Genomic DNA, 17,980 nt, shown 5'->3' with positions numbered 1-17,980 from the left:
TTCTGAGTTGCTAGTCGGCATTGATCGGAGCTATAACATTTTGGAACCGGGTCCGTCTAGTGGAATTCGGACGAGGATTTTGAGGAGACGCAAGGTGGCCTACGAGGATGTGCTTTACGAAGCGCAGGGCGGAATCGCCCGGATCACGATCGACCGCGCCGAGGTTCGCAACGCCGTGCGGCCGCGCACCTATGAGGAGCTGACCGACGCGATGGCGCGCGCCGCCGACGATCCCGAGATCGGGGTGGTCGTGCTGTCGGGGGCCGGCGACAAGGCGTTCTGCTCGGGCGGTGACATTCGCGACCAATCGAAGCGCGTCCCGGCCGTCGGCCGCAAGCACATGCGCCGGCTGTTCAACCTCTCGACCGTGATGCGGATGATGGACAAGCCGGTCATCGCCAAGGTGCGCGGCTTCTGCGTTGGCGGCGGCAACGAGATCAATCTGTTCTGCGATATGACCGTCGCCAGCGAGGATGCGAAGTTCGGCCAGACGGGTCCGCGCGTCGGCAGTATCCCGATCTGGGGAGCCTGCCAGCTGCTCGCCCGCTATGTGGGAGAGCGCAAGGCCCGCGAGATGGTCTTTACCTGCCGCCTCTACAGCGCGCAGGAAGCCCTCGCGATGGGCCTGATCAACCAGGTGGTCAGCGCCGAAAATCTCGACGCCACGGTCGACCAGCTCTGCTCGGACATCCTCGACAAGAGCCCGCAGAGCATCCGCATCGCGAAGCTTTCGCTCAATGCCGGGTCTGATCAGGAGTTCTACTCGGCATTCTTCCCGAACGCGGAGCTGCTCGCCTCGATCTACGGCAACGAAGAGAACATGGAGGGCATCAACGCTTTCATCGAGAAGCGCAAGCCGGACTTCCGGCGCTTCCGGAGGCCGGTCTGATGGCTGCGGGACGTTTCGAGGGCAAGGTCGCGCTCGTCACCGGCGGCGCCCGCGGCATCGGCTTCGCCGCGGCGCAGCGCATCGCCAGCGAGGGCGGCCGGCTCGCGCTCGCCGACATCGACGCGGCATCGGCCGAGGCGGCGGCGAAGAAGCTGCCCGGCGCCATCGGCATCGGCTGCAACATCACCCGCGAGGATCACGTCAGCGCGATGGTGGCGAGCGCCGAGGCGGAGCTCGGCCCGGTCTCGATCTTCGTCAACTCGGCGGCGATTCTCGACGACAAGCTCTTCCTGGAATCGGGACCCTCCGATTGGGAGCGGATGCTGAGCGTCTGCCTGCACGGCCCCATGCTCGGCTTGCGGGCCGTTCTGCCGGGCATGGTCGAGCGCGGCTACGGCCGCGTCGTCTGCCTTGCGTCGGACTCGGCGCGCATCGGACAGGCGCGGCTATCCTATTACGCAGCCGCAAAGGCGGGCGTCATCGCCCTGATCAAGTCCGTCGCGCAGGAGGTCGGAAAGGGCGGGGTGACGTTGAACATCGTTTCGCCCGGCGCGACCAACACGCCGCTGCGCATCTCGCGCGAAAAAAGCATGCGTGAGCAGATGGGAGAGGAAAAATATGCCCGCCGCGTCCAGAGCGTGCTGAAGCTCTACCCCGTCGGGCGCATCGGCGACCCTGAGGACATCGCGGCGGCGATCGCTTTCCTGTGCAGCGACGAAGCGTCGTGGGTGACGGGCCAGGTGCTGAGTGTGAATGGCGGCTTTGTCATGCCGTAACGGCATGACAACGGATAACAACAAACGTAGCGAGGAAGCGGTCATGGATTTCAGGCCTACCGAGGAGCAGGAGCTGCTGCAGGACAGTGTGTCTCGCATGGTCAGGACGGAGATCGAGCCACGGCTCAGGCGCCATGACGCGACGAAGCCGCTGCCCAAGCAGACCATGCTGGAGATCTACGGCGTACTGGCGGAGATGGGGCTGACGGCGCCGCGGCTGCCCGCCTCCGCCGGCGGCGGCGAGATGAAGATGCTGGATTACGGTCTGGCCTTCGAGCAACTGCCACCCGTGATCGCGATCTCGCTGATCTCGCACGAATGCACGATCGCGCGGATCCACGCCGAAGGCGGCGCCGAGCATGTCGCGGCCTTGCTGCCCGATCTTATTGCCGGCCGGAAGATCTGCTGCACGGGCTCGACCGAGCCCAATACCGGCTCCGACCCCAGGGGCGTTCAGACGCGCCTGACCGATCTGGGGGACGGATGCAGCGTCTCCGGGACCAAGATGTGGATCACCAACGGCACGATCAGCGACGTGATGATCGCGACCTGCTCCACGGGGCGCAGCGAGCATGGCGCGACCGTGATGCAGCGGGTGCTGATCGAGCGCGACAAGTCCCCCTACGAGGCGCGCGAGATCCCGGTCCTCGGCTTCAAGCAGGGGCATTTGTCCGAGATTTCGCTCAACGATTGCCGGGTCCCGAAGCGCAACGTGCTGGGGCAGGGCGGAGACGCGGCGCGCATTCTTCAGAGCACCTGGGTCGGCAACCGGCCGCTTCTAGGGCTCTGCGCGGTCAACATGGCGCAGAAAGCGCTGAATGTTTCGATCGCTTATGCGCAGGTCCGCAAGCAGTTCGACGAGCCGATCGGGCGCAAGCAGCTCGTGCAGGGGCGTCTCGCTGACATCGCGACCGCGATCACCACCAGTCGGCTCCTATGCTACCATGCGTTGTCCACCATCGATAATGGCGGTCGTGCCGACGGCACGTCCGCAATGGCCAAACGCTATGCTACGACCGCGTGTGCCGAGGCTATCTCGCTCGCCATGCAGGTGCATGGCGCTATGGGTGTGGCAGAGGAAACCGGTTTGGAACAACTCTATCGAGATGTGCGCATGTTGCCCATTCCGGACGGAACCAATGAGATTCTCACATTGATCATGGGACGCGAACTGACGGGATTGAACGCCATACGGCCCGACACGCGTACGCCACGACTCGCGGCCGAGTAGAGCCGTGGCCACAATGTCCCGAAATGCCCTGTTGATGGAGGCGCGCCCATGATCCGTGCCGTCGAGCGAGCTCTGGCCATTTTCGATGCTTTCGATGTGCAGCATCAAAGCCTATCCCTGCTGGAGATCGGCGAGCGCATCTCGATGCCGAAGGCCACCACGTTTCGTTTGGTCAACACGCTGCATCGAAACGGTTTTCTCGTTCGGCTCGAGGACCAGCGCTACTGCCTGTCGCTCAAAATCCTGCGCCTGTCCGGACTGGTGAAAAGCACTCTTGGCATCCGAGAGGCCGCACGGCCGGCCATGGCTGAGGTCTGCCGCGCGACCGGCGAAACCGTGACGCTGAACATCCGCTCGGGCGTGGAGCGCGTCTGCATTGACGTCGTCGACACGCCTTCGCCGCTGATGACGATCGTCCGCCCCGGCGATCATGTCAGCCTCTTGCGCGGCGCGACGGCGCGACTGCTGCTGGCCTATGCGGGGGATGAGGCGATCGCCAGGATCGTCGCCCAATCTGCTGCGGCCGACAAGGTGGATCCGACGGAACTCATGGCTGACCTGGCCAAGATCCGTAATCAGGGCTTCGCATGCACGTCGGGACAACGCATTCCAGGCGTGACCGCGATCTCGGTGCCGATTTTCGACATCAAGGACGAGGTTCACTATTCGCTGTCACTGACGGGCCCGAGCATTCGTATGGATCCGCGTCTTAAGGAGTTCAAGGCGATTATGCTCGAAGCCGGAGCGTCGATCTCAGCGATGATGGGGACCTCGCAATCGACGATCGCCGAGCTGGAGCTGGTCGCGGGCTCCGAGACCAAGGCGCCCAAGAAGCCCGTCAACGGTGCGGTCGCGGCGAGCGGCACGCCCAAAGGCAGTCGCCGACGCGCCCCCGCCGCCTGAGGCCACCTTCCTGGCGCCACCATGGCCGACCGGCGGTCGGCCATGGCTCATGCCCCGCGCCGTCCTGCCGCCGGTCGCGCAAGCCAGATCAACGACGGCAGCCACACTGCCATTGCCTTGCGAGTGCACCCATGCCCGCCTTTTCCGACCCATCCGTGAACTCCACCGGCCAAGCCGTTCGCGTCGAGCGCCATCTCGGTTCGGCGGGTATCGCCGTGATCGTCATCGACAACCCGCCGGTCAATGCCGGTTCGCATGCCGTGCGGGCCGGGTTGATCGCGGCGATCGACGCGATCTCCGCCGATCCGCAAATTATCGGCGCCGTTCTGGTCGGAGCCGGATCGACCTTCGTCTCCGGGTCCGACATCAAGGAGTTTTCGCTCCCGCTGATGGATCCGCAGATGCCCGCGGTGATCGCCGCGCTGGAGGCGAGCCCCAAGCCGATCGTCGCCGCCATCCACGGCGCCGCGCTCGGCGGCGGTTACGAACTCGCTCTCGGCTGCGATGCGCGCGTGGTGGCGCCGGACGCGATCCTGGGTCTGCCGGAGGTGACGCTGGGCATGATCCCGGGCGCTGGGGGAACCGTCAGGCTGCCGCGCATCGCCGACCCCGCAGTCGCGCTCGACCTCATCGTCAGCGGGCGCCGGATCGTGGCGAAGAAGGCCCTAGAGCTCGGCATGGTGAACCAGGTAGCCGATGGAGATATCCGCGACGCGGCCGCGGCGCTGGCCGCCGAACTCGCGGCGACGACCGGGAAGCAGCGGATCCGCGACCTTCGCGTCCGGGAGCGCGATGCCGGAGCCTATCGGAAAGTCGTGGAGGCCGCGACGCGCGGTGGCAAGGGGCGGCCGCAGGTGCTCGAGGCGATCGCAGCCGTCGACAGGGCCCTCGTATTGCCATTCGACGCCGCGCTCGCGGCAGAGCGCTCGGTTTTCCAGACACTGCGCCAGGGCGAGGAAGCGGCCGCACTGCGCCACATCTTCTTTGCCGAGCGCTTGGCCGGCAAGGTCGAGGCCGGCAACGCCTCGGCAATGCCTGCGAAGGTCGCGGTGATCGGGGCCGGGCTGATGGGCTCCGGGATCGCCAGCAGCTTCCTCGGAGCGGGTTTCGACGTCCACATGCTGGACACGTCGGAAGAGGCGGTCGAGCGCGGGCGCAAGAGCATCGCCGCCATCGAGGACCAGGCTGTCGGTTCGGGGCGGATCGCCGCTTCGGAGCGCGAGCGCCGCCGCGACCGCCTTTCGACCGCGGCCGACTGGTCGCGCATCGGCGATGCCGATCTCGTCGTCGAAGCGGCCTTCGAGGATCTCGACGTCAAGAAGGACATCTTTCGCCGGCTCGCGACGGAGGCGGCGCCGCACGGCATTCTGGCGACCAACACCTCCTATCTCGATGTCGATGCTCTCGCCGCCGAGTCGAACCGGCCGCAGGATGTGGTGGGCCTACACTTCTTCAGCCCGGCGCATATCATGCGGCTCGTTGAGATCGTGCGCGGTGCCAAGACCGCGCCGGATGTGCTTGCGACCGCGGTCAGGATCGCCAGGAAGCTGGGCAAGATCCCGGTGATCTCGGGTGTGTCGGAAGGCTTCATCGCCAACCGCATCTTCATGGCCTACCGGCAGCAATGCGAATACCTGCTGGAAGACGGTGTCCTGCCTGAAGAGATCGACGCCGCGCTGACCGCATTTGGTTTCGCGATGGGGCCGTTCGCCACCTGGGATATGGCGGGCCTCGACATCGCCTGGCGGACGCGTCGCCGTCTGGCGGCGACGCGCGATCCGCAGGAGCGCTACGTCCCGCTGCTCGACCAGCTCTGCGAAGCCGGCCGCCTCGGTCGCAAGAGCGGCACGGGCTGGTACCGTTACGAAGCCGGTTCGCTGCGCGGGCAGCCCGACCCCGTCGTCGGGGAACTGATCGAGGACCACCGCAAGGCGAACGGGATCACTGGCCGCGCGATCGAGCCGGAGGAGATCGTGGGGCGGGCGCTCGGTGCGATCGTCAACGAGGCCGCCCTCGTGCTCGACGAAGGCGTCGCCGAACGGGCCAGCGACATCGATCTCGTTCTCGTCCACGGCTACGGCTTTCCCAAGTACAGGGGCGGGCCGCTGTTCTGGGCCGGTCGCCAGCCGGGCGCCAAGATCGCCGCGATCCTCGACATGGTCGCGAGCGCCTGCGGCGCGAGGTTCCGGCGCGGGCCGGTCGAGCGCGTAATCAAGTCTGCCGGGGCCTGACCTCGTCCATGGCGCATCGCGATTTCTGAAAGACGACGAGAGGCTGACAGATGAAGATCCTTGTGCCCGTGAAGCGGGTGGTTGACTACAACGTGAAGATCCGCGTGAAGGCGGACGGTTCGGGCGTCGAGCTCGCCAATGTGAAGATGTCGATGAACCCGTTCGACGAGATCGCGGTCGAAGAGGCGCTGCGGCTGAGGGAAGCGGGCAAGGCGACGGAAGTGGTGGTGGTTTCGATCGGCCCGGCGCAGGCGGCCGAGACGATCCGCACGGGTCTCGCCATGGGCGCCGACCGCGGCATCCTGGTCAAGGTCGACGGCGTGGTCGAGCCGCTGGCCGTCGCCAAGCTCCTGAAGAAGGTGGTCGTGCAGGAGGCGCCTGAGCTCGTCATCCTCGGCAAGCAGGCGATCGACGACGACTGCAACCAGACCGGCCAGATGCTGGCCGCCTTGCTCGGCTGGCCGCAGGGCACGTTCGCGTCGAAGGTCGCGCTGGAGGCCAATACGGTCGACGTCACTCGCGAGGTCGATGGCGGCCTGCAGACAGTCGGTCTCAAGCTGCCCGCGATCGTCACCACCGATCTGCGCTTGAACGAGCCGCGCTACGCCTCGCTGCCCAACATCATGAAGGCCAAGAAGAAGCCACTCGACGAGACGAGCGCGGAGACGCTGGAGATCGATGTCACGCCGCGCCTCAAGGTGCTCAAGACCGTCGAGCCCGCGGGCCGTTCGGCCGGCGTCAAGGTTGGTTCGGTGGCCGAGCTCGTCTCGAAGCTCAAGAACGAAGCCGGAGTTCTCTGATCATGACGACGCTTCTTCTCGCCAAGCACGACAACAAGACCCTCAACGAGGCGACCCGCAAGGCCCTCGCCGCCGCCAAGGCGCTCGGCGCTCCCGTCCATGTCCTCGTCGCCGGTCACGGCGCCCAAGCGGTCGCGGATGCGGCCGCCAAGCTCGACGGCATCGAGAAGGTGCTGCTCGCCGAGGACGCGGCTTACGAGCATCGCCTGGCCGAGCCGCTGGCCGCGCTGATCGTCTCGCTGGCCGGCGCCTATGACGCGATCGTCGCGCCGGGCACCACCACCGGTAAGAACGTGTTGCCCCGCGTCGCCGCCCTGCTCGACGTGATGCAGGTCTCGGAAGTGACGAAGGTCGTCTCGGCCGACACCTTCGAACGGCCGATCTATGCCGGCAACGCCATCCAGACCGTGCAGGCGACCGACGCCAAGAAGGTCATCACCGTGCGCGGCGCCTCCTTCCAGGCCACCGAAGACGGTAGCGCGACCGCCCCGATCGAGACCGTCGCCACGGCCGGCAATGATGGCTCCTCGAGCTTTAAGGGCGAGGAGGTCGCCAAGTCCGACCGTCCCGAACTGGCCTCGGCCAGGATCATCATCTCGGGCGGCCGCGCTTTGGCTTCGTCGGAGAATTTCGCCAAAGTGATCGAGCCCGTCGCCGACCGGCTGGGCGCGGCCATGGGCGCCTCGCGCGCGGCGGTCGATGCCGGCTACGCGCCGAACGATTGGCAGGTTGGCCAGACCGGCAAGGTCGTGGCACCCGACCTCTACATCGCCGTCGGCATCTCGGGCGCGATCCAGCATCTCGCCGGCATGAAGGACTCCAAGGTCATCGTCGCGATCAACAAGGACGAGGAGGCGCCGATCTTCCAGGTCGCCGATTACGGCCTCGTCGGCGACCTCTTCGCCATCCTGCCCGAACTCGACGCCGAACTCGCCAAAATCGGAAGATAAGACTGTGATCGAAGCCTATATCTGCGATTATGTCCGCACGCCTATCGGCCGCTTTGGCGGCGTCCTGTCGTCGGTTCGGACGGATGATCTGGGGGCGATTCCCCTGCATGCGTTGCTGGTGCGCAACGGCTCGCTCGACCCCGCCGCGATCGAGGAGGTGATCTTCGGCTGCGCCAACCAAGCGGGCGAGGACAACCGCAACGTCGCGCGGATGTCACTGCTCCTTGCTGGCCTGCCGGAAAACGTGCCCGGCACGACGATGAATCGGCTCTGTGGCTCCGGGATGGACGCGGTGATCACCGCGGCGCGCGCAATCAAGGCTGGTGAGGCGGAGCTGGTCATCGCTGGCGGCGTCGAGAGCATGAGCCGCGCTCCCTTCGTGATGCCCAAGTCCGAGAGTGCCTTCTCGCGCCATGCGGAAATTCACGACACAACGATTGGCTGGCGCCTCGTCAATCCGATCATGAAGAAGCAGTACGGCGTTGATTCGATGCCCGAGACCGGCGAGAACGTCGCGGCCGACTACAAGGTCTCGCGAGCAGACCAGGACGCGTTCGCGATGCGCTCCCAGCAGAAGGCGGTTGCCGCCCAAGAGAACGGCCGAATGGCGCGGGAGATCGTGTCCGTCTTGATCCCTCAGCGAAAGGGTGATCCGGTCGTGATCGACACCGACGAGCATCCACGTAGGGACACCACGATCGAAAAACTCGGCAAGCTGCCGACACCCTTCAAGAAGGAGGGCGGCACGGTGACCGCCGGTAATGCGTCCGGCGTCAATGACGGCGCAGCGGCGCTGATCGTGGCGTCGGAAGCGGCGATGAAGCGCTTCGGCCTGACGCCGCTCGCTCGCATCGTTGCGGGTGCTACCGTCGGCGTCGCGCCGCGGGTGATGGGCATCGGTCCTGCCCCTGCGACCCAAAAGCTCTGCAAGCTGATCGGCGTCCAGCCCTCGCAGTTCGACCTCGTTGAGCTGAACGAAGCCTTTGCTTCCCAGGGGATCGCGGTCCTGCGGGAACTGAGGATTCCTGAGGACGGCGCGCATGTAAACCCGAACGGCGGCGCGATCGCACTCGGCCATCCGCTCGGCATGTCGGGCGCGCGCATCGCCGGGACGGCCGCGCTCGAACTCTCCCTCACAGGTAAGCGCCGCGCGCTGGCAACTATGTGCATCGGCGTGGGCCAAGGCATCGCCATCGCTCTTGAAAGAGTCTGAAGGGTGGCAGCCGCGACGCGGGCCGATCCAAACTAATCTGACTGCGACAACACCCCAGCCTGCCAGCTGGATGTCATCGAGGCTGCCGTGGTCGGCGGGCTGCGAGCGGATGGTCGATCGCGATCGCATCGCGCTGTATGTGCGCATCTACAATGAAGAGCGGCAGGCCCGCGCGGCGGACAGTGCAAAAGCACATCGTCGCGCCGCCCAAGGGACCGAGCGCGTCGATGTCCGCATCCGCCCCCGAGTTGCGGTGATCTCCACGGGGGATGAGCTCCGGCAGCCCGCAGGGACGGCGTTCCGACGAGTTTACCATGCTGGGCCTGGCCCGGCGGCGACGACGATCGGATACATCGGACACGGGAACGGCACGGCTCCCCGCCTTGCTACGACTGGTAGAGCGAACTGGTTGGATCGTGTCGGAAGCATGCTCCCCGGCCGCCTGGAGCCAATCTGATTAGCGGCCGATAAGAGGGCTGATTGACTTATCAGCCGGCAACCAACGCAGCTCTCATATCGAGAAGCCAGGCAGAATCTGGTCAACGTCGGCTTCATCGATGGTTCCAGCCCAGATCGTCATCAGCTTCCGCGGGAGTTGGTGCGGCTCGGGCTGGCGGAGGGCGATGCCGACAATGGTAGAATAGGCGGAGTTGCGATCTTGGAGCGGTTGAAGCACTGCTTTCCAATCAGCGGAATGGCTCGCGACGATCGCGTCCGCGATGCCGCATATTGCGTCCAGCTGCCGGACCAGCCGCAACCCAGCCTCCGAATAAACATTCGGCTGCGCCGAACACAGGTACTCGAAGGGCTCAGGCCAAATCGGTCCCGATCGTATCTCTCCCGCCAGCCACCGGGCCTGCCTATAAAATCCCAACGCGCGCCACCATCGGTCGGAGACGATCCAGTTACCCAGTTGCCGCGTCGGCGCGCTCCCGTTGGCGTCATCAAGCAATATCTGGCGGCAGGGCCGAGCGCTCAACTCCAATACGGCTATCAGTTGTTTCGGCAGGTCGTCGTGGCTTCGCCACGGCGCGTGGCCGAAAGCCTCGAGGGCCTCATTCACATGCACGGGGCGCGGATAGGGCAGAAGGTGAGCGATCCGCCGTTGGCTCAGCTTCACTTTTTTCCAGCCAGCCGGAAGGGCGGCCTGATGCGCTTCGTCGAGGTCTAATCCGAGCCGGGCGAGAAGCACTGCGCGGTCGCGAAGCTCGGCCCTCGGCCTCGTGCGCCGACGCGATCCACCCGTCGGCCATCGGGCTCGCCCGAGCTTGTCGACCAACGGGTTACCGCGAATTGGCGATTTCGTTTTCGCGGCCGCGATGCCGGACGCCTGATCGAACGTGCGCTCGAATTCGGAGACCCATGCCGAGGCCTTCTGAAATTCCTTCAGGCGCGCGGCCGATGAACCGCTTCGATCGACGTCATTTTCTGCCCTAAGAGCATACCTGGAATGGATATCGCCGGCGAGGCGCTGGTACTCCGTGAGTTCGACCAGGTAGTCGACATAGTCGTCGAGCCGACTCCGCACCTCCCTAAAGGTCACATCGTCAGTCTTCGATCCGCGTCCGTGACGTCCCGCTGCCTCCTTGAGATTCAGCTCGGCCACGATCGCTGTCAGCACGGCCTGCTTCGCAAGACCTGCGGCGCCGAGAGGGGACTTGCCCGGGGCAATCCGGCCTGATCGCTGTGCTTCCTCCAATATCTTTTGCACGATTTCGACATGCCTGAGCGTGCCGGCCCATGTCGGCTCGTGCCCGAACAGCAGGTGTACGAGATCGACGCTGCCGACAGGCAGATCGCCTTCGTCTATGGCCTTTGCGACGAGACCAACGAGCAGCCGACGTTGCCGGATGAAGTCCATCCGCCCAATGAGGCCTACTGGAACCACGTCCATGTTGTATATCCTATGCCGCAAAAATAGCCTACAGGCTCTGTATGCGCCAAATACGCAAAAGCTCATACTAGCAAATGCCGTTGTGCGATCGAGAGCAGCATGACCGCAGCCGTGATATATGGTCTAAATAGCGTTTAAGTAATACAATGGCGCGAAAGACAAAAGTGCCGCACCGCCCCTGGGGGCGTTTCGGCACCTTCGTCGGCGCGCTGCGCGGCGGCTGCCAGCTGCCTGTCGTGCCAGGGCCACGAGACGCTAATCGGCTCAATCCGTCCCGCGCGGCATCTGCGATGCCGCGCCACCCTCCGGGTGGCTGCGGGCCAGAAGGTCTAGTGCTCGAACCCGCTTTCAATCTCGTGGATCACTGGCAGAATTTCCTTGACTGGAAAAATGTGAGTGATTCGCGATGGCTCGCGAGGTGACGCTGGAGGATGTCGACGGACGGACACGTGGCCTTTTCGCCCCGTCGCGGCATGCCCTTGACCGCGTTCTAGCCAAGGCGCTCGCTCGGGCAGAGGAGCGGGCGCGGCGGAACGTAGAGCAGGCCATCGCCCACAACCCGTTTCGCGACGCCGCCTTAGCCGCGGACAGAATGTCCGCCGCGGTCGTGCGTGCCGTCCGTACCGAGTTTCCGACTATCGGGCTTGCGCCCTCTAAGCGCCGACCCATGCCCGATACCGGCGGGATGAGCTTTCATTTCGGACATACCTCCGTGACCCAGCGATCCACGGAGCTTAAGCCCGGGCAGACTCATTGGTGCCGCAACGGGTTCGGTCATGCCAAGCTCGGCAGGGACATCTACTACACGTCTCAGCCGGGCGCCCATCAGCTCTACATCGAACGTCCTTCTGCCGTGGAGCAGACTTCGACGATCGTCGAGCCGGCCAGGGAACAGGCCTATATCGAAGACGCCGAGAAGGTCGGCGGCAACCGCGATGCCGACGTCGCCGAGGCGGAGTTCTCGTTCGGGACGACCGGCAAGACCCAGGCCGAGCGGCTGGAATTCTGGCGCCTGGCTCACAAATACCCCGAGCGCGCCAACGGAATCATCCAGCACCGCTTCATTCTCCAACTGCCGAAGGAGGCGTCGGTATCCGAGCGGCTCGCGATCATCAAAGCCTTCGTCGCTCCGTTCGACGCCCCGTTCGGCGTCGACGATGACCGGAGAATCCCGTACTGGGCCGCGCTGCATGCGCCGACAGCGGACAACGATCCCCGGAACTTCCACGCGCACGTCATCGTCTTCAATCGTCCGACCAAAATGATCCCATGGCCGGAAGGCGGCGATGACGGTTCGACGGACCGCAAGCTCGTCTCGACTTGGGATTTCGCGGCAGTCAGGCGCATTCGCACAAAGCATCGCAATCATCGCGACCAGTTCCCGATGCGCCAAGATGTTCCGGACTTGCTTCGGGGACGGTTCGTTCAGCGGGAGCGCGAGCGTTTCGCAGGTCTGGTCAATGCCGAGATGGAGAAGGCGGGCAAGGCGATCCGGTACGATCATCGCAGCTATGCCGAGGCGGGTATCCTGGACGTCGAGCCCGAGAGGAAAGCGGGATACGCCAGGAAGATCGTTCGTCGTGATCGTGACCTGTCTCTCCACGACGTCGCAGACGAGATCGCTGGCGCCGCTGTTCGGTCCTCTCGTACACAGCAGGCCAAGGCGCTCAGTGCTCTGGACCGTCTGGTCTCGTCCGCTCGAAACGCGCCGGACGAATTCGTTCGCATCATGCGGTCTGTGCCGACTTTCTCGCGCAATGGAGCGCGGGTCGATTGGTCCCGCGCGACGTCATCGGCTTCGCGGCAGCTTGCGATCGAAGCGGCCGAACACTGGAAGGCAGCCCTTCTTCTCCGAGCCGCTCAGGCAGGCGAGGCGGCGACGCTGGACGCGCTGATCGCCTCGACAAGGCAGAATTCCTCAGCGAGGCATCACATTCGTCTTCAGCGGGAGTCCAAGAGCCGCATCACGGACACCCGGCATAGGTCGGTTCACGCGCTCGACGAATTGCCGACTGCCGAAGTCGCCGCCGACGTCCATGACGTCGCAAAAGAGGAGAAGGCGGCTCAAGCGAAAGCAGCTCAATCAGCGCTCGATAGCGCCAATCGGGCGGCACAGGCTGCCCTCGATGCGTGGGCCCATGAAGTGGAGCTGAGGGAAGTCGAAACGGCGAAAGCCACTCCGCCGATCGCTCCCTCGCCATCGTCTCAACCCGATCGATCCCGCGCTAAAGAAATTTGGCAGGAAGCGGTGGCGAAGCGCCGCAGGCAGGAAGGCGAGGGTCCGAACGATGAAGAGCGGAGGCAACAAGAAAGGAGGAAGGCGATCCTGTCCAATCCGGGTCGACGGGGCGGGAAGGGGTATGGAGATTGAATGGACGCCTGCGGCTTAGTTCTCGAATGCGTGTCATGCGATTATCTGCGCGCCTGGGCCTGCCCGGCCGCGCGGAATAGGCCTCTGTGCCGGCACAGTGCCGTTGGGACATCGATCAGTGGAACCCTGATCAGGGAACCCCCGTGAAAAGAGCAGGTCGGTAATCCGGCGCTCGCGGGCGTGACGCTCCGACCTTGGCGAGCCCAATATGACCGAAAAGATGCCCAAAGTCGCCGACGACATCGGCGACCGCGAACTTGCGCAATATCGCGCGCTCTATCGCGCCCAGAACGACAGCGCCGACCACTACCTGCGATGGCAGGTTCACATGGCACATGCCGTCAGGCTGGAGGCGGAGCCAGGGAAGACATTCGAGGCCTATGGCGGCCTCACCGGCAGGCAGCTCGGGGAAGGCGCACGGGTTGCCGCGCGGCGATACGCCCTGCTGATCGCCGAGGTGCCGGCGCATGACGCCGCACTCGTGGTTCTCAAGGCGGAGATCGCGGAAGCGATCGAGCGGGACGAGGACGAGGTTCGGAGATCCTATGTTCTGCGCCTGCTCCAGGCATCGCTGATCCGTGACGCCGAGCGCCTGAACATCGACATCGCCATGGTTGCGCGCGCCGCGCCGTCCGCCCTCAAGCACTGAGGCCGGGCCAATGACCACGGTCATCTACGATACCGAGACTACCGGCCTCTCGCGTCACTTCGACGTGCCGCTTCAAGCCGCCTTCGTCGTCTGCGGCGACGACCTCGTCGTGCAAGACGAGATCGTGCTGCGCGGACGTCCCCCGCAGCACGTCATTCCGTCGCCGGACGCGCTCCTGACGACGAGAACAGCGCCGGCGATGCTCGACGGCGCGCCGCTCTCGCATCTCGACCTCATGAATGCCATCGCCTCGGTCGTCTCGATGGCCGGCCCAGCATGCTGGGTCGGATACAACAGCCTAAAGTTCGACGAGACCATCTTAAGGCAAGGCTTCCTTCAGACGCTCCATCCCGTCTATGCGACCCAAGCGCCGGGCTGTACGAGAGCCGACGTCATGGTCATGGCGCAGGCTGTCGCGGCTCACGAACCATGGGCACTGGCCGTGCCTCTCAACGAGGCCGGCAAGCCGACCTTTCGGCTAGGGGCTCTCTGCGCCGCCAACGGCATCGTCCTTCCCGATGACGAGGCACATGATGCGCTCGCCGATGCGCGTGCCACGCTCGCGATCCTCCGACATCTCCGGGAGGCGGCTCCCGCCACCTTCGGGACGATGATGGCGAACTCGGATCGTCGGCATGTCCTCGACATGCTGCGTAACACCGAGTTGCTGGCCCTGACCCAGCACTTCGGGGCCTCGAAGACCCTTCCGATCGCGCCGATCGTCGTCAGCCCCGCGAACGGCAGCGCTTTTGCCGTAGCCGACCTCACGGTCGATCCGGGCACCTATCTCGATACGAGCGAGCCCGAGCTGGCGGAACTGTTGGCGATCCGGGGGCCGCGCCCGATCTTCACGATCGCCGCGAACGCCCAGCCGATGCTCTTTCCGGTCGAGCATGGAGGAGCCGCCATCGTCGGTCGCCTCTCGATCGAGGAATACAAGGCGCGAGCCAGACGTATCCGCGACGATCACGGATTCGTCGCACGGCTCACCGCCGTGCTCGGGCAACAGTTCAGGGATCGTGCCGTCGTCTCGCAGCCTGAGGAGCAGATCTACGATCGCTTCGTCACCAAGCCGGATCAGGGGCATTCCCGACGATGGCATGAAATCTCCTGGGAGCAACGCGATCGCTTCGGCCAGGTCGTGATCGGCGATCCACGGCTCCAGGCGTTCTCGCGGCGCATGGTCTTCGAGGCGGCTCCGGCAACGATGGCGCCGGCGGACCGTGCGGCGATGACGACCTGGCTCGTCGATCGCCTTCTCTCCGATGTCGATCGTCCTTGGATGACGATCCCGGCAGCGCGGCGACGTCTTGCGGCCCTTGCGGCGGCCAGCTCTCCGGGCGACGTCGACCGCCTGAAGAACATCGCGGACATCTCCGCGTGGCTCGACGCCAAATCGGCATCGCTCGACGCGATGACTGACTGATGAGAAGACGGAACAGATGACATCGAAGGTCACCGCCCTCCCGGGGCGGTGACCTTTTTCGTAGCTGCTCTGACAACCGACAGGTCCGAAGGGAGCAGCCATCTTACCGGAAAGGCAGGTCAAAAAGCGCCGAAACGGCGAGGGCGAGAGGAGGAATCGTGCTGCCGCGTGGCAGTCACCCCTGGGAAAAGAGCAGAGACCATGACCAAGAACGCCATCTCAAACACCGCATCGCGCAAGCCTGTCGGCATCGCCTCGCTGGTCCTCGCAACGACGATCCGGCCGATCTGTGAAGATCTCGCCGTTCTCGCAGATCGGCTGCCGGAAGCACCGGCGCCAGTGGAGCGCCTGGCCGGCCTGCCGAACATCGCGCCGGCCTCCACCGCCGTCATCGCGCGCGCGACCTTCCACGACAACGAACTCGGCCGGTTCGTCAAACTGATGTCGAAGGACGACACGCTGACCGAGGAGCGGATCGACACCTTCAACGCCCTCAACCTGCTTCGTCAGAGCGCATACCTCGCCGCTGCGCTGTTCGAGCCGTGCTCCGATGACGACCGCTGGGCCAAGGATTACATCGGCGAGTGCCTCGCCTCGGCTGCAAAGCGGCAGGGTGACGCCGCCCGGGCTGCGCTTCTTCGAAAGGCCTTCGGCATCGCGCCGAGAGCCCGGAAAAAATCCAGCACCACCGACCTCGGCGAAATGACCGCGTGGATTCAGGATACGGTTCGGAGAATGGGACTGATCCGGCCGCCGGCGGCAGACGCTTCCGCCGATGAACTCGCCCGTGTCGGATGCTACCGCCTGGAAGAGGCTCCGTCGCTCGAGGACTTCTTCGCCGCAGCGCCGGATCTCACGTCTCTCGCCGAGGAGGCCATGGATCTGCTGGCGAAAGCGGATACCTGGACGCAGTCCGTCGGCGAAATCGACCGGATCTTCGAGCAGGCCGCAAAGTCGGCCCTGACCCTCGCATACGCTGCGATCGCCCGGGTCGGCCTGTGGCCGGCGCGCACGGAGCGTGATCTCCACGCCAAAGCGACCTGCAGGGCGATCCTTCGCGATCGCGTCGCTGACCCCGCCAGCGCGAGAGCCGTCGCGGCGATGGCCTACGATCTCGGCAACGGCGTGGCCGCGCAGAGCGATCGGTTCAAAGTGGAAGCCAAACACGCCACCGAGAGGTTTCCCGGCCAGGGATGACCTAAAGGACGGTCCGACTTCATAAGGTCACTGGTTAGGGGCGAGCCGCGGGGTTCGCCCCTTTCGTCGTTTCGATGGGTCCGTCTGGCGGGCCGCAATGGCCGCCCCCGAAACATCGTAACGACGAGACCGACAATGCCTGATTCAGACCCCGCACTCGCCAATCCCAGGCCGAACAAGAGGCGGAGCGCCGGTGGCCTCGCCTCCCAGGCTCCTGATGTCGTCAAGCCTGCCGAGGTGCCTATCGTCTCCCCCGATGCAACGATCGCCGTCTATGATCGCGACGAGGTCGAGCGTCAGATTACGCTCGCGTGGGGGTTCGAGCCTCGGCTCGAGGAATACTATGGGCCGCGCCCCACGCTCGGTCCCGACGAGGGGCCTCGCATCGACAAGCTCCTTGCCATTCTCGATGACGTTCGGGGTTCCCATCGGTCGCTGCTGTTCGGGACGGCTAGCCTTCAAAATGCACTGGCGCAGGTCCATGCCAAATGTCCGGCATTCGGCGAGGTCGTCGCGCTGTATGAACGCGCTGTCGCTCTGTCGCAGATGACGGGCGCGCCCGTCTCTGTCCCCCCGGTGCTGCTCCTCGGCGAGCCCGGGATCGGCAAGACACATGCGTCGAAATCGATCGCCACGGCCCTCGGCGTCGACATCCACGCGTTCTCCTGCGCGACGTCCAGCGATGCCCAGGCGCTCCTGGTCGGTCATCCGCCTAGCTGGAGAGGAGCTCGTACCGGCATCCTGACCGAGGCCATGATCGCGTCCGCCAGCGCGCAGCCGGCCGTGCTGTTCGACGAAGTCGACAAGTTCATGACTCACCATACCGAACAGCCTTACGCTGTCCTCCTGTCGGCACTCGAGCCAGAAAACGCGGGCGCCATGCGGGACGAGTACCTTCAGGTACCCTTCAACGTCGCCAACGCCCTGTTCATTCTAACCGCTAACGACGCAGGCCAGATTCCAGACTTCATCATGGATCGGGTGCTCGCATTCAACATTGCACCGCCCTCGGGTGACGCCCTCGTCGCGATCGCGCGAAACATCGTCGTCGACGTCGTCGACACCCTGCGTGGCCGGGTCGCGCTGCCCGATGAAGCGACCATCCGCCGTCTCGCGAGGACGAACCCGCGCGGCATCAAGAAGATCGCCAAACTAGCGTACGGCTTCGCCGCTGCCGCAGGTCGGGGCCAGATGGCGCTCGCCGATATCGAGGCCGCAGAGGCCGTCGCCACAGCCAACTCCAAGCCTTCTCGGATCGGATTCCTGACGCCAGGACGAGGCCGGTGGCCCGATCTCTAGAACGCCAGCTCCGGCTAGTTCCCGGCGGCTTGTCGGTCGATGCAAGCGCCGCGCTATGCGCGACGCAATAACTCGAACCGGCCGATGAATTCGAGGGCCGCCCGGCACTCCAGGCACCATGAACAGGCAGCGCCTTCACCAGCGCTGCCTG

14 protein-coding genes are annotated in these 17,980 nt (G+C 65.0%); 13 read left to right on the top strand and 1 reads right to left on the bottom strand.

The genetic code is table 11. From position 1 onward, the window contains the following. Window positions 1-94: 94 nt before the first annotated feature. The 8 genes from ACFPN9_RS01940 (at window position 95) to pcaF (ending at window position 8,993) form a co-directional block, all read left to right on the top strand. Entirely contained in the window at window positions 95-889 is a 795-nt protein-coding gene (locus ACFPN9_RS01940) for an enoyl-CoA hydratase-related protein (RefSeq protein ID WP_377815121.1), read from the top strand. Next, entirely contained in the window at window positions 889-1,665 is a 777-nt protein-coding gene (locus ACFPN9_RS01935) for an SDR family NAD(P)-dependent oxidoreductase (RefSeq protein WP_377815119.1), read from the top strand. The genes ACFPN9_RS01940 and ACFPN9_RS01935 overlap by 1 nt, the downstream gene beginning before the upstream one ends. Continuing rightward, the gene (locus tag ACFPN9_RS01930) at window positions 1,643-2,896 is read left to right on the top strand and encodes an acyl-CoA dehydrogenase family protein (protein ID WP_377815116.1); all 1,254 of its coding nucleotides are present in this window, start codon (window positions 1,643-1,645) and stop codon (window positions 2,894-2,896) included. Before ACFPN9_RS01935 ends, ACFPN9_RS01930 begins: the two co-directional genes overlap by 23 nt. Before the next feature lie 48 nt (window positions 2,897-2,944). Next, on the top strand, window positions 2,945-3,799 hold the full coding sequence (locus ACFPN9_RS01925; protein WP_377815114.1) for an IclR family transcriptional regulator: 855 nt from the start codon (window positions 2,945-2,947) through the stop codon (window positions 3,797-3,799). Window positions 3,800-3,930: 131 nt separating this feature from the next. Next, window positions 3,931-6,030, top strand: a complete 2,100-nt coding sequence (locus ACFPN9_RS01920; RefSeq protein ID WP_377815111.1) for a 3-hydroxyacyl-CoA dehydrogenase NAD-binding domain-containing protein — start codon at window positions 3,931-3,933, stop codon at window positions 6,028-6,030. Window positions 6,031-6,080: 50 nt separating this feature from the next. Then, complete coding sequence (locus tag ACFPN9_RS01915; protein ID WP_377815109.1) at window positions 6,081-6,830, top strand: electron transfer flavoprotein subunit beta/FixA family protein; 750 nt, start codon at window positions 6,081-6,083, stop codon at window positions 6,828-6,830. Between the two features lie 2 nt (window positions 6,831-6,832). Continuing rightward, window positions 6,833-7,780, top strand: a complete 948-nt coding sequence (locus ACFPN9_RS01910) for an electron transfer flavoprotein subunit alpha/FixB family protein (protein ID WP_377815107.1) — start codon at window positions 6,833-6,835, stop codon at window positions 7,778-7,780. A 4-nt stretch (window positions 7,781-7,784) separates the two neighbouring features. Further along, window positions 7,785-8,993, top strand: a complete 1,209-nt coding sequence (gene pcaF / locus ACFPN9_RS01905) for a 3-oxoadipyl-CoA thiolase (protein WP_377815105.1) — start codon at window positions 7,785-7,787, stop codon at window positions 8,991-8,993. 511 nt (window positions 8,994-9,504) lie between these two features. Here the strand turns inward: pcaF and ACFPN9_RS01900 are convergent. Further along, complete coding sequence (locus tag ACFPN9_RS01900; protein WP_377815103.1) at window positions 9,505-10,887, bottom strand: hypothetical protein; 1,383 nt, start codon at window positions 10,885-10,887, stop codon at window positions 9,505-9,507. 406 nt (window positions 10,888-11,293) lie between these two features. Between ACFPN9_RS01900 and ACFPN9_RS01895 the strand changes: the two genes are divergently transcribed. From ACFPN9_RS01895 to ACFPN9_RS01875, 5 genes are all read left to right on the top strand, one after another. Beyond that, entirely contained in the window at window positions 11,294-13,258 is a 1,965-nt protein-coding gene (locus tag ACFPN9_RS01895; RefSeq protein WP_377815101.1) for a MobA/MobL family protein, read from the top strand. Window positions 13,259-13,466: 208 nt separating this feature from the next. After that, window positions 13,467-13,907 carry a hypothetical protein gene (locus tag ACFPN9_RS01890; RefSeq protein ID WP_377815099.1) on the top strand — a complete coding sequence of 147 codons (441 nt, stop codon included), beginning with the start codon at window positions 13,467-13,469 and terminating at the stop codon, window positions 13,905-13,907. A 10-nt stretch (window positions 13,908-13,917) separates the two neighbouring features. Next, window positions 13,918-15,333, top strand: a complete 1,416-nt coding sequence (locus tag ACFPN9_RS01885; RefSeq protein WP_377815097.1) for an exonuclease domain-containing protein — start codon at window positions 13,918-13,920, stop codon at window positions 15,331-15,333. A 48-nt stretch (window positions 15,334-15,381) separates the two neighbouring features. Next, complete coding sequence (locus tag ACFPN9_RS01880; RefSeq protein WP_377815095.1) at window positions 15,382-16,530, top strand: hypothetical protein; 1,149 nt, start codon at window positions 15,382-15,384, stop codon at window positions 16,528-16,530. A gap of 135 nt (window positions 16,531-16,665) precedes the next feature. Continuing rightward, window positions 16,666-17,829 carry an AAA family ATPase gene (locus tag ACFPN9_RS01875; protein ID WP_377815092.1) on the top strand — a complete coding sequence of 388 codons (1,164 nt, stop codon included), beginning with the start codon at window positions 16,666-16,668 and terminating at the stop codon, window positions 17,827-17,829. The last annotated feature ends 151 nt before the right edge of the window (window positions 17,830-17,980 follow it).

This window comes from Allobosea massiliensis, from assembly GCF_042655245.1.
GTDB lineage: Bacteria > Pseudomonadota > Alphaproteobacteria > Rhizobiales > Beijerinckiaceae > Allobosea > Allobosea massiliensis.
This window is presented reverse-complemented; position numbering and strand designations above follow the sequence as displayed.